The organism is Rheinheimera pleomorphica, assembly GCF_011634895.1.
Lineage (GTDB): Bacteria > Pseudomonadota > Gammaproteobacteria > Enterobacterales > Alteromonadaceae > Alishewanella > Alishewanella pleomorphica.
This window is the reverse complement of the sequence record NZ_SIRR01000003.1, coordinates 243,470-255,958: the sequence shown is the minus strand read 5'-3', so window position 1 is coordinate 255,958 and position 12,489 is coordinate 243,470. Positions and strand designations below refer to the sequence as shown.

Annotated in this window: 9 protein-coding genes; 3 read left to right on the top strand and 6 right to left on the bottom strand. The window is 51.4% G+C overall.

The window, feature by feature from the left end:
• The first annotated feature begins 131 nt into the window (after window positions 1–131).
• Both EYB30_RS02235 and gorA read left to right on the top strand, forming a co-directional pair.
• The gene (locus EYB30_RS02235; protein WP_166836608.1) at window positions 132–707 is read left to right on the top strand and encodes a hypothetical protein; all 576 of its coding nucleotides are present in this window, start codon (window positions 132–134) and stop codon (window positions 705–707) included.
• Window positions 708–819: 112 nt separating this feature from the next.
• Window positions 820–2,178, top strand: a complete 1,359-nt coding sequence (gorA, locus tag EYB30_RS02230) for a glutathione-disulfide reductase (RefSeq protein WP_166836606.1) — start codon at window positions 820–822, stop codon at window positions 2,176–2,178.
• A gap of 144 nt (window positions 2,179–2,322) precedes the next feature.
• On the opposite strand, the gene EYB30_RS02225 is transcribed toward gorA, so the two are convergent.
• Together EYB30_RS02225 and EYB30_RS02220 are read right to left on the bottom strand one after the other, a co-directional pair.
• Window positions 2,323–2,916, bottom strand: a complete 594-nt coding sequence (locus EYB30_RS02225) for a hypothetical protein (protein ID WP_166836604.1) — start codon at window positions 2,914–2,916, stop codon at window positions 2,323–2,325.
• Window positions 2,916–3,635 carry an AHH domain-containing protein gene (locus tag EYB30_RS02220; protein WP_166836602.1) on the bottom strand — a complete coding sequence of 240 codons (720 nt, stop codon included), beginning with the start codon at window positions 3,633–3,635 and terminating at the stop codon, window positions 2,916–2,918. The genes EYB30_RS02225 and EYB30_RS02220 overlap by 1 nt, the downstream gene beginning before the upstream one ends.
• 394 nt (window positions 3,636–4,029) lie before the next feature.
• Between EYB30_RS02220 and EYB30_RS02215 the strand changes: the two genes are divergently transcribed.
• The gene (locus tag EYB30_RS02215; protein ID WP_206674544.1) at window positions 4,030–6,018 is read left to right on the top strand and encodes an alkaline phosphatase D family protein; all 1,989 of its coding nucleotides are present in this window, start codon (window positions 4,030–4,032) and stop codon (window positions 6,016–6,018) included.
• Between the two features lie 5 nt (window positions 6,019–6,023).
• Here the strand turns inward: EYB30_RS02215 and EYB30_RS02210 are convergent, their stop codons facing one another.
• The 4 genes from EYB30_RS02210 to EYB30_RS02195 all read right to left on the bottom strand — a co-directional run bounded on the left by EYB30_RS02210 (window position 6,024) and on the right by EYB30_RS02195 (window position 12,399).
• On the bottom strand, window positions 6,024–7,019 hold the full coding sequence (locus EYB30_RS02210; RefSeq protein WP_166836599.1) for an SMP-30/gluconolactonase/LRE family protein: 996 nt from the start codon (window positions 7,017–7,019) through the stop codon (window positions 6,024–6,026).
• A gap of 29 nt (window positions 7,020–7,048) precedes the next feature.
• Entirely contained in the window at window positions 7,049–8,029 is a 981-nt protein-coding gene (locus EYB30_RS02205; RefSeq protein WP_166836597.1) for a response regulator, read from the bottom strand.
• Window positions 8,029–10,986, bottom strand: coding sequence for an MHYT domain-containing protein (locus EYB30_RS02200; protein WP_166836595.1), 2,958 nt, complete (start codon window positions 10,984–10,986; stop codon window positions 8,029–8,031). Before EYB30_RS02200 ends, EYB30_RS02205 begins: the two co-directional genes overlap by 1 nt.
• A 108-nt stretch (window positions 10,987–11,094) precedes the next feature.
• The gene (locus EYB30_RS02195; protein WP_166836593.1) at window positions 11,095–12,399 is read right to left on the bottom strand and encodes an aminotransferase class V-fold PLP-dependent enzyme; all 1,305 of its coding nucleotides are present in this window, start codon (window positions 12,397–12,399) and stop codon (window positions 11,095–11,097) included.
• Between the last annotated feature and the right edge of the window lie 90 nt (window positions 12,400–12,489).

The following is a 12,489-nucleotide window of genomic DNA, read 5'->3' as shown; positions in this document are numbered from 1 at the left end:
TCATTACAAACACGATAGCGTTAATGTTGGGGCAACACCTGTGCTTGTCAACGCCTGACAGTGCTTATTGGCAGTCAGGCTCACTGTTCGCTATACTGAGCGCTATTTGTTAATCAAAGGAATGAAGCTAAATGAAAATGTTACAAAAATCCATCCTTATCGGTTTAGTCTGGGTCGGCCTGCCACTTGGTGCCAGCGCTACTGACATTGATGACGCCATTAAAGCCGCGACCGAACACTACAAAGCCGGTGAGCTATCAAAAGCCATTGCTCAGCTGGATTACGCCAGCACCCTGCTGCGCCAGGAAAAAGGCGAGCAGGTAAAGCAGGTGTTTCCGGCGGCGCCGTCCGGCTGGCAGGCAGAGGACGCCGAAAGTGACGTTGCCGGTGCGGCCATGTTTGGTGGTGGTATTAGCGCATCGCGGCAGTATTACAACGACGAACAACGCTTTGAAATACAATTGATGATGGATTCTCCGATGCTGCAGGCGTTTTCTATGATGCTAAGCAACCCGTCGATGATTGCGATGTCGGGCGGAAAGCTGATTAAAATTCAGGGTATTCAGGCGGTGCAAAAACTGGACGGTGACCAACTAGAGATCCAGTTTTTAGCCCCCAGTGGCGCCATGATCAGCTTAAACGGCGACAGTTCAGCACAAAGCACTATGTTGGCGCTGGCCAATGCTATCGATCTGAAAAAACTGTAACCCCATGCAGCCCGGCGTGGTAACGACATTTACGCCGTCGTACCGCGCCCGGGCTTGTAAAACCAGTCAACACACCTTATAACCAGAACATCTTTAGTTTTGGAATCTCCTTATGACCCGTCATTTTAATTACTTAGCCATCGGCGCCGGCAGCGGCGGTATTGCCAGTGCTAACCGCGCCGCCCAGCGTGGTGCCAGCGCGGCGGTGATAGAAGCCAAAGCCGTCGGTGGCACCTGTGTTAATGTCGGCTGCGTGCCAAAAAAAGTCATGTGGTACGGCGCCCATATTGCCGAAGCGCTAAAATACAGTCCGGCTTATGGTTTTGATATCAGCCAGAATGGCTTTAACTGGGCTACGCTGGTGCAAAACCGTGAAGCTTACATTCAGCGTATTCATGCCAGCTATCAGCGCGGTTTTGCCAGCAATGGTGTTACCCTGATTGAAGGTTTTGCCCGTTTTGTTGATGCCAACACCGTTGAAGTCAACGGCGAGCGCATTACTGGCGACCATATCACTATCGCCGTTGGCGGCCGCCCAACCCGGCCCGATATTCCCGGCAGTGAACACGGTATAGACTCCGACGGCTTTTTTGCCTTAACCACTCAGCCGAAAAAGGCCCTGGTGATAGGCGCCGGTTATATCGCCGTAGAAATTGCCGGCGTATTACATGCCCTTGGCACAGATACCCATCTTTTAATACGTAAAGATCGGCCGCTGCGAAATTTTGACAGCGACATTACCGATATGCTGCTCGAACGGATGGCGCAGGATAAGTTTCAGCTGCATAAGTACACTGAAGTTAGCCGGGTGGAAAAAACCGCTGCAGGCACTCTGACCGTACACTGCAGTAACGGCACCGTATTTGACGATATCGATTGCCTGATTTGGGCCATCGGCCGCGAGCCGGCTACCGACAAGCTAAATTTGGCCGCCGCCGGCGTCACCACCGATAACGACGGCTATATCCGTACCGATAAATACCAGAATACTAATGTTACAGGCATTTATGCTGTGGGCGACATTACCGGTGAAGCCCAGCTGACGCCGGTTGCGATAAAAGCCGGCCGGATGCTGGCCGAGCGCTTATTTAACCCAGGCATGCCCGATGCGCATATGGATTACTCGCTTATTCCAACCGTGGTATTCAGCCACCCGCCAATTGGTACTATCGGCTTAACTGAAGATGAAGCCGCGGCAGCATATGGTGCCGGCAACGTTAAGGTGTACCGCAGTAACTTTGCCGCTATGTATAACGCTATTACTGAACATCGGGCGCTAAGCCGCTTTAAGCTGGTGTGCGCAGGCCCCAACGAAAAAGTGGTGGGTCTGCACGGCATCGGCGAAGGCATGGACGAAGTGCTGCAGGGTTTTGCTGTAGCGATAAAAATGGGCGCGACCAAGGCCGACTTTGACAGTACAGTAGCGCTGCACCCCACCAGTGCTGAAGAGTTTGTTACTATGAGGGGTTAATGCAAATCCACGCAGAGGCCAGAGCATCGTTCTCTGGCCTTTGTGCTCACTTATCGACCCTATCCGGGTTGATTGATGGCTTTTCTATTGCATTCAATCGAGGTGCTTAAACAGATTGAACGACAAAAATTGGACAATGGCTCACTAGAAAATGCCAGCTAAATCTTCGTCAAACTCGAGACCCGAAAAGTGGTGTTTATCGTATATCACTTTAAAGCTATCTGTTACAAACAGGCCATGAGTGCCATACATTTCTGACTTAAATACTGACTTGTCTGCCAATGACGACTGTTCAAATACCAATGTTTCCACGCCACATTCAAACCCGTCTTCGTAGTGGCGAATTGTGCGAGCGATATCTTCTTTTGCAAACTGTAGCGGTACAAAAATGTACATTTGCATATAGCCGACCTGAAGCGCTAAAAATTCGCCAGCACCAGCCAGTAGGCTTTTAAAAGCGTTATAAGCCTCTTCCGACAACAGTAAGTATGAGCCCCAGAAGGATACATCCGGTACCGGCAATCCTTGCTTATATTCCGAAGCCAGATCACATCTGGACGGGGTCCATTTATCCAGTAAACTTTCGTTGGTTCTGGGTTGACGCCGCACCAATGATAAATCTTCATCGCCAAGGATGTCAGCGAACGCAAATAAATCCAGGTCTGGGACTTCATAAGAATTAGCGACAGGCTTTAGTCGATATACTGTTGTTGTATTTTCCATTAATTCATTTTCCATCAGCCAGTCTTCCTCTGAAGAATATTAGCTGGATGCTTCCCTGTGCGAAGTTCACGCTTTACTGTTTGTAACCGTGACACGAATACACGTTCCGGCAGATTATCATTTGAAAACTTCGATGCAATCCAGGTTTCATAGTTATAGGTATGAATGGGTCTGTGTGCCGGCGACTCAGGTGTAGCCCAGTCATCAGCAGTGTTCTTCGCAAAGTTGCGCAGCCAGATACCATTGAGCGGGTCATTGATACCGATACCAAAGGCGTGCAGATTCAGGCGACTTCTGATAATCAATTCTTTGCGATGTTTACCTGAGCCCGGGATGATATGGTGAGCCTCATGGATTGGCGTTGGTTTCGGCTCACCCACCGCAAGTAGGTTTCTGGCTAACATCTTTGTCGGATGATGATTCTCGGTTGCCAGTTCACGAACAGACTTTGATTCACTGGATTTACGATAAGCAGTCAAATTTTCCTGGTACATAATGTGAGCAGCAATTTTGCGACGCTCCAAACGCAAGTGTTGCCAGTCTTTATCCCGTTTAGCTATACGAGCAGCCTTTTGCTTTGCTGTCTCGTTGTCGGGAGCCCGACAGTTTCTGTGGTTATGAAACTCGCAAGCTTTAAGCTCGTACTGATAAATAATCATCTCAAGTGGCGATGGGTTTTCAGGTCTTACAGGTCGTGGGAAACTCACATATTGAATTGGTTGGTTCGGCTTCATGCTGAAATATTCTCCTGCGAGTCACGCTGAATTTGCGCCGATTTTATATTCACACCGCCTTCGCATCAACCATATAAACACCTAATTTTCACCAAAAGTTAACCTTTAAAGCAGGATATGGAATCTTCGTCACTATCAGAGCAGCAAGCGGTCGCCTTTATGAATTAATGAGGGGATATAAGGCGCAAATTACCAACCTTGGCAAAGCTAAAAGGCAACAACGTCTGTTCATCAGACGTGAATAAAATTACTGTGCTCCAAATAGCTTATTCCTTACAAATTCTGGATGCAAAAGAAGCCAATAGACCAACGAACCCAATTTGCTCAAGGGCTTGATTCGTCCAAGCAAGCGTAGTAAAAGTTGGACTTCTAAGTCGTATGAAGCTCACCACTCTTGGAAAAAACTACAGCTCAATCGAATTATGCAGAGTCGAAGACAAGCCTGTATCTGGTGCTGGCAGGGCCTATGCTGCGCGCCATTACGCCGCGCAGTCTGACGTTCTGGCTGGCCACCTCTGCATCGGTCAATATCAAGCTAAAGCTGATGCCAGAGGGCAACACCGCTATTGAGCTTGATGACGCGACACTTGCACAGCATACGCAAAGTCTGCGCTGTGCTGATAAGCTGTATATGCAACTGCTGCATATTCCGCTTGAAACCGCGCTGCCGCAAGGGTGCTGGATTGGCTATGACATACAGCTGGCGCCTGCAAGCCCTGATAGCGCAGCTAACAGCGACACTGACTGGCAGGGCTGGCAGCAATGGGCACCCGAGCTGGTGTACCCCGGCCGCGACAGCCCGGGCTTTGTACTGCAACCAAAACTCAGCAAACTGCTGCATGGCTCCTGCCGTAAACCGCATTTTAATGCTGATGATGGCCTGTTAGCCGCCGATACGTACCTGAAGCAGCACGCACCTGAGCAATGGCCGGCTTTGCTGCTGCTGAGCGGCGACCAGATCTATGCTGACGATGTAGCGGCACCGATGCTAAGGGCTATTCATCAGCTTATCAGTCAGCTGGGATTTAATGACGAAACGCTGCCCTGCTCTGCAGTGACAAGCTCAACGGAATTACACAGCACTAAGCCGTATTACTACAAACGCGATACCTTACTGCCAAAAACCGAAGCCAGCCAGGCGGTGCTGACGCAGGTGTTTAAAGGCGTTAAAAAGCCGGTATTTACCTCAGACAATGCTCGTAACCATTTGATCAGTCTGGCTGAGATGCTGAGCATGTATGTGCTGGTGTGGTCACCCGCCGCCTGGTTGCCCGACGCTACCGAGTTAACGCAGCAACAGGCCGCCGACTTAACCCCAGAGCAGCGCCAAACCTACAATACACAGCAGCAGATCATTAAACAGTTTGCTGCCGGTTTAGCTAAAGTGCAACGGCTGCTGGCACACCTGCCCAGTGCAATGATTTTTGATGATCATGATGTTACCGACGACTGGAACCTAACAGCAGAATGGGAGCAAACCGCCTATAACCATGATTTTTCCCGCCGTATTATCGGTAATGCCCTGATTGGTTATTTACTGTGTCAGGGCTGGGGCAATACGCCAGAGCACTTTACGCCGGAAATGCTGAAACAGGCAGAGCACGCCTTTGCCGACAGTGGCAGTGATCAGCATCAGCAACTCATTACCGAACTGCTGCGCTTTAATCAGTGGCATTATCAATGGCCTACCGAGCCGCCACTACTGGTACTGGACACCCGCACCCGGCGTTGGCGATCTGAGGTAGATATTGGCAAGCCCTCCGGCCTGCTGGACTGGGAAGCCATCACTGAACTGCAGCAGGACTTGCTTGGCCATGATGCGGTGGTGCTGGTGGCGCCGGCGCCGGTATTTGGCGTAAAGCTGATTGAAGGTATTCAGAAGTTTTTTAGCTTTATTGGCCGGCCGCTGCTGGTGGATGCCGAAAACTGGATGGCGCACCGCGGCACGGCCTATGCGCTGATGAACCTGTTTCGTCACCCGAAAACGCCGAAACATTTCGTGATTTTATCCGGTGATGTGCATTACTCTTTTGTTTATGAAGTCAATTTACGCGGCCAGCAAGGCGGGCCGGATATCTGGCAAATTACCAGCAGCGGCCTGAAAAATCAGTTTCCTGCTAAATTGCTCGATGTGTTAGACCGGCTCAACCGCTGGCTGTATTCGCCGCGCTCACCACTAAACTGGTTTACCAAGCGGCGTAGTATGAAAATTGTGCCGCATAAACCCGATACAGCCAAAGCCGGCGAGCGTTTGCTGAATCAGGCCGGTATTGGTCTGGTAGAGCTCAATGCTGACGGCTCACCTAAACAGGTGCTGCAGCTAACGGTTAAAGGCGAACAAATCGCCTTTAACATCAGCGAAGATGATGCGCGCTGGGAATAGCCCGGTTAAGGCTGCAGCGCTATGCGCAGCAGATAATTTGTCGCTGTTATATACAGCCAGCGGTTATCTGCACTTAACGCCACATTGGCGGCGGAGACACCGGTTTGGATAGTGCCCAGATGTTCGCCTTCTGGCGATAGCGCCCAGACGCCACCGGGGCCGGTAGCTAAAATGATGCCGGATGGCAGTACTTTTAAGCCATCCGGTAAGCCGTTTTGTTGCTGCGCCTGTGTGGTGGCATCAAACAACAGCTCGGCCTCGCCGAGACTGCCATCGGCTTTTACTGCATAGCGCCACCACTTGGCGGCGCTTTTATCCGAGTTGGCGACATACAACCATTTTTGATCCGGCGAAAACGCCAGACCATTGGGCCGGGTTAAGTTATCGACCAACAAAGTGAGTTTGCCATTACTATCCAGCCGGTATACACCATTTACACTAAGCTGCTTTTCGGCTGAGCTGTCGCCGCCGGCCAGACCATATGGCGGATCGGTAAAATAATAAGCACCGCTACTGTGCTGCACCACATCATTCGGGCTATTGAGTAATTTGTCGTTAAACGCAGTGACTAAGGTTTGATACTGCGGTACGCCATCTTTGACACCGGCGAACAATGCCAGCCGGCGGTCACCATGCTGCGCCAACACCAACTGGTTGTTATTATTAAAAATCAGCCCATTAGCCCCTTGCTGGCGGTTGTTTTGCGGATACAGGCCGGTATAGCCAGATGGTTGCAGATACACCGTTAAACCCTGTGCCTCATTCCAGCGATAGACGGTATTCTCAGGTACATCTGAAAACAGAATATCACCGGTTGCAGGCTCTGCTACCGGGCCCTCAGACCAGCTAAAACCTTCAGCCAGTACTTCCAGCCTGGCATCGCTGTGAACCACTTGCTGCATTTGCGCTTTAAGCTTTAATACCGGCTGGGTTGGTAATTCTCGCGCTTGAAGTACTGAAACAAAAACACAGAGAACACTAAACAGTATGCTATTACGCATGGTTTCAATCCTTTTTTGTGGCTTCAGGCTTACTCTGCCCAACGCTGCTTTATTTCCAGAATTTGTGGCAGATTTTGCTCTAGCAAGTCGATTAATTTCGGCTCAAAATGCAGGCCTTTTTGCGCTTGCATATGTGCCATGGTGTCTTCAATGCTCCAGGCTTGTTTGTACGGCCGGGCACTGGTGAGCGCATCAAATACGTCTGACACTGCCACTATGCGCGCTTCAACCGGTATGGCCTCGCCGGCCAGGCCATGCGGATAACCGCTGCCGTCCCATTTTTCGTGATGATACAAGGCCACCGCCTTGGCCATTTTTAATAATGCAGAATCGCATTCGCCGAGTATTTCGGCACCGATCAGCGGATGCTTTTGCATCTCACGGTACTCATCGGCAGTCAGCTTGCCGGGTTTAAGTAAGATACTGTCAGCAATACCTATTTTGCCAATATCGTGCATAGGGGCGGCATGCAGTAAGTCTTCTGAATGTTGCTCTGACAAGCCATAAGCCCGCGCCAGTATTTGGGCATAGTGGCTCATACGCATCACATGTAAACCGGTTTCGTTGTCTTTATATTCAGCTGCCCGGCCCAGCCGCTGTATCACCTGCAACCGGGTGTGTTTTAGCTCGTCGGCATGTACCAGCGACAGGTGAGTTTTTACCCGGGCCCGCACTATGGCCGGTGACACTGGCTTGGCAATATAGTCTACCGCGCCCACGGCAAAACCTTTGGTCTCGTCTACCTCGTCTTTTAAAGCCGTCACAAAAATAACCGGTATTGCTGCCGTTGCCGGATTGGCTTTTAGCCGGGCACAGACTTCGTAGCCCGTCATGGCCGGCATCATGACATCTAACAGGATCAGTGCCGGGTGTTGCTGTGCCACCAACTGCAGCGCTTCTTCACCGCTTTTAGCAAACAGCAGCCGGTAATCATCGTGCAACACGGTACGCAACACTCTGAGATTGGTGGGTTCATCATCTACCAGCAGTAAGGTTGGCTTATCGCTCATCAGTGTTGTCCTGTCGTGATTTGCTGCTGTAACTGCTTTGTTATGGCTAAAGCGCGGGAAAAATCAAAATCATTTACGGCATCTAATACCGCCAGGATCATGGCTTCGTGCGCCCCACTGTATCTTTCCAGCTGTTCAAGCACGTTGTCGTCCAGCTCATGCTGTTGCAGTGCCTGCTGTAAGCTTGTTAATACTGCAGTCAGAGTCGCATCGTCAAGTCTTTGCAAGCGTTCAGCCGCTACATCCGTCGCCTGCAGCGCCAATTGCTGGCATGCCCGCTGATGATCCGGCCAGATTGCCACCATCTGCGCCAGCAGCTGTGCGGCGCGTTCGGTTTGCTGCTGCCGCGCCGCCTGCTCTAACTCAGCACTTAACTTGCTTAACTGCTCCAGTGCCAAATTAGCCGCCACGCCTTTAATAGCATGGGCTAATTGCTGTACAGCATTAACGTGCCCGGCTTGTAGCTCAGTGGCGGCTTGCAAAAGCCTGGGCTGTTGTTGCTGTAAAAATTGCTCCAGCTGCGGCAGGTAGTGTGTTAACGATCCCCACAGCTGCACGGCCTTACTGGTATTGAGCAGTTGCAAACTTGCCGGCTCGGTTGGTGTGATAACTGGCGTATCGGCTATATCAAGCTGCAGTACCCGGGCAATTTCTGCACTCAGCTGCGCATAATCTATGGGTTTACTGGCAAAGCCCTGCATACCGGCTTCTTTGGCGGCAACTTTATCTTCATCCAGCACGCTGGCGGTTAAGGCAATTACCGGCAACGGCTCGCGCTGCTGCTGTGCTTCCCATTGCCGGATTAACCTGCACGCCTGCAAGCCATCCATTACCGGCATCTGGATATCCATCAGCACCAGATCAAAATGCTGTTGCTGCACCGCCGCAACAGCTTGTTGTCCGTCAGAAACCGCCACAACACTATGGCCACCGCGCTGCAACAGCAACTGTAGCAACTCCAGATTTTGCGCAATATCATCAGTGATCAGCACCGACAAAGGCGGCAGCGCTATTGCCTGCCCTACGCCGGTTGGTGCTATCGCCGCACCGGGCTTAAGCGGCAGCGTGAAGCTAAAGCAGCTGCCCTCGCCATCAACGCTGTGCACACTGATGCTACCGCCCATCAGTTCAACCAATTGTTTACTAATAGTGGTACCCAGGCCGGTGCCACCAAAACGCCGGCTCATCGAGGCATCTGCCTGGGTAAAGGCATCAAAAATATACGGCAAACGCTCGGCCGCTATACCAATGCCGGTATCAATAATGCTGAATGTCAGCTCTGTCGGCGCAGTAAGTTGTACCTTTAGCGTTACGCTGCCCTGCTCAGTAAATTTGATGGCATTACCGAGCAAATTGGTCAGTACCTGTTGTAACCGCTCAGGCACGCCGTAATAAAATTCCGCAGCGGCCGGGTCCAGCTCCAGCGTCATTTGCAGCTGCTTTTTGCGGGCCTGTAACCATAACGTAGACACCACTGTATCCAGCAGCGCCGGCAAGGAAAAATCGCGGTACTCCAGCTCCAGCTTGCCTTTTTCCAGCTTGGCGCTGTCGAGAATATCATTGAGCAAATGCAGCAGTGAACGTGCAGCGCTATGAATAGTTTGCAGGTGCTTATGCTGTGGTTCCGGCAATTCAGCAGATAACAGCAAATCGCTGAAGCCGATAATGGCGTTCATCGGTGTACGGATTTCATGGCTCATATTGGCCAGAAACGCCGCCCGGGCTTCAGCCGCCTGCTCGGCGGTATTCTTGGCCTGCAGCAGCTCCTGCTCCATTTGTTTGCGGGCGCTGATATCCATTAAAAAGCCGTCCAGCCAGATAATTTCCCCTTTGTCGGTTTTTATCGCTTCGCCGTGCTCTAAAATCCAGCGCCAGCTGCCATCTTTATGCCGGATGCGGTACTCCAGACTAAAACTGCCCTGATATAAATCCAGCTGCGTTGTGGCCGCTTTATCCTCCGGATGCACTAAGTCAGACCAGCTGCGCTGCGCGTCGGGCAACATAAAATCACTGGCCGGGTAGCCGGATAACCACTGCACCGCCTCGCTGATAAACAGCATGTCCCAATTTTCATTGTGCAAACAACGGTAAGCGGCACCGGGGATATTGCCAATCAACGAGCGAAATTTTGCTTCGTTTTCTCTAGCCAACGCTTCTTTGGCATTGACCTGCAGGTTGAGCTCGCGATACTTCAGCAATAAATTTACCGCCACCACCAAACCAGTGATCACCAGGGTGGTAAACGCGACTGCCAGTGCTAATAACCAGGAAATATCACTGTTTTCAGTATTGGCGATAAAATCCGCAGGTGGTACAAAGCGGGCCGCCGCCATGCCGGTATAATGCATGCCGCTAATAGCGGCGCCCATCACAATACTGCTTAGCAGGGTCAGCCAGTGCGCAGCCAGATTAAAGCGGCGCAGGCCAAAACGCACCCATAACGCTATAACAGCCAGCACTACCGCAACCAATATCGACAATAAAAACATCGGTAAGTCGTAACGTAGCGCCACAGACATCTGCATCGCAGCCATGCCCATATAATGCATGGTGCCAATGCCGGCCCCTACCAGCACGCCACCTACCAACAGTTGGGTTCTAGCTAATTGTTTTTTGCTGATCAGATCCAGCGCCACCCAGGACGCCGCTATACTGGGCAGCATAGATAAAAAGGTTAACCCCGGTTGGTAACTGACGCTGGTACATAGCGTAAACGCCAGCATACCGATGAAATGCATCGACCAGACGCCGCCGCCCAGCGCAATACTGCCACTGGTCAGCATCAGCAAACGTAAGTTTTTTTTCTTCACGCTGATGGCCGATGCCGTGATCTGAATGGCAATGGCCGATGAAAAAACTGCGATCAAAAACGACAGCAGCACTAAGTTCAGGTCATAACTGCCGGCCAGTAGTAAAGGATCAGCCGGGTAGTCAAACCACTGCCGTAACCACTCCATCCAAGCTACCCCACACTGCGTATCTGTAGTACAGAGGTTAACAGAGCACCGCCAGACAATGCCATGCCAGATGCGGCAATATTGCTATTTTACTGGTCAGGCTCCGCCTTATAACGCCTGCAAGGCCGCCAGCGCACGCTCAATCTCCTGCTCGTTATTAATCAGGCTGGGCGCAAAACGGGCATAAGATTGCCGGTAAGGTGTTGCACTCATGATAATGCCTTTTTTGTGCATGGCTTTTACCACGTCGTCCGGTGGCATTTGTTTGTAGTCAAAACAGACCAGGCCGGATGACAATTCCGCTGCCATCGGCGTGTACAGTTTGACGCCTGCCATGTTAGCCAGGCCTTGCTTGGTTTGGCTGTTAAGCTGATGAATGCGCGCCTGTACCTGTGCTTTACCCAGCTGCAGGTGCAATTTAAAGGCTTCCGGCAAGGCCCAGCGGTGTTCAAAGGAGTGAAAGCCGCCCGGCGTCATATGCTCGCCAATCGGCACCTGATCCTGCGTACTGCCGCCCAGCCAGACATCGTAGGAGCGGCTAAAGCTGGGGATAACCGCATGGCAGTTGTCCCAACCTCGCTGGCTGCCCCAGATCACACCGGTGCCGCGCGGGCCGAAAATCCATTTATGGGTACCGGCGATAAAAAAATCACAGCCCAGCGTGGACACATCGACATTTTCAATGCCAAAACCATGCACACCGTCAACACAGAAAATAATCTGATCTGGCTCACTCCGACGCTGATTCAGCTCGCCCAGCATATCGGCAATGGCGCGCAGCGGCAGTTTTACTCCGGTGGAGGAATGCACCCAGGTTACCACCACAACTTTGGTTTTGGCCGTGATAGCGGCTTTCAGTTTAGTGACTACTTCATCTACCGACACCAACGCCGGATTGTCATACAAAGATACCTGGCGCACTTTGGCGCCGGTGCGATCGGCGCGCAGTTGCAAGGATAAATCGGTTGAGTAGTGATCATGCACCGTTTGCAATATTTCATCAGCGGGGCGCAGTTTTAAGCCGCTATACACCAGCGCCGAGCCCATAGTCGTGCTGTCGGTCAGCGCAATTTGCCAGGCTTCGCCGCCCATATAATCAGCAGCGGCTTGCGCAATTTGCTGATCTATCGTCATAAAATGCTCGTGCCAGTAATCGGCCGGGTTGGCGTCAAAAGCACGGCGATGGCGCGCTATCGCATCGGCTACCGGTTTCGGGTGCGATGCCAGTAAAAACGTCGCCAGATGAATATAGTCATGGGTTAACGCAAATTGCTGTCGCAATGCGGGCCAGTCAGCAGTTTTGATTGTTGGCGCAGCGGACAGCTCAGAGCTGGCTTGCAATAAAGTAGACACCGGCAGCAAGCTGCTGCCGAGTAATAGTGAGGTTTGGGTAAGAAAATCGCGGCGTTTCATTTTCAACCATCCTGATTAAATTTCAATCAGTTTAGTTGATAATCCACACCGCAGGGTCGTTAATCCGAAAGTCCGGTTAAATTGACAGCA

Coding starts and splice junctions, on each gene's coding strand:
- EYB30_RS02235 (WP_166836608.1), top strand. CDS start 132: ATGAAAATGTTACAAAAATCCATCCTTATCGGTTTAGTCTGGGTCGGC.
- gorA (WP_166836606.1), top strand. CDS start 820: ATGACCCGTCATTTTAATTACTTAGCCATCGGCGCCGGCAGCGGCGGT.
- EYB30_RS02225 (WP_166836604.1), bottom strand. CDS start 2,916: ATGGAAAATGAATTAATGGAAAATACAACAACAGTATATCGACTAAAG.
- EYB30_RS02220 (WP_166836602.1), bottom strand. CDS start 3,635: ATGAAGCCGAACCAACCAATTCAATATGTGAGTTTCCCACGACCTGTA.
- EYB30_RS02210 (WP_166836599.1), bottom strand. CDS start 7,019: ATGCGTAATAGCATACTGTTTAGTGTTCTCTGTGTTTTTGTTTCAGTA.
- EYB30_RS02205 (WP_166836597.1), bottom strand. CDS start 8,029: ATGAGCGATAAGCCAACCTTACTGCTGGTAGATGATGAACCCACCAAT.
- EYB30_RS02200 (WP_166836595.1), bottom strand. CDS start 10,986: ATGGAGTGGTTACGGCAGTGGTTTGACTACCCGGCTGATCCTTTACTA.
- EYB30_RS02195 (WP_166836593.1), bottom strand. CDS start 12,399: ATGAAACGCCGCGATTTTCTTACCCAAACCTCACTATTACTCGGCAGC.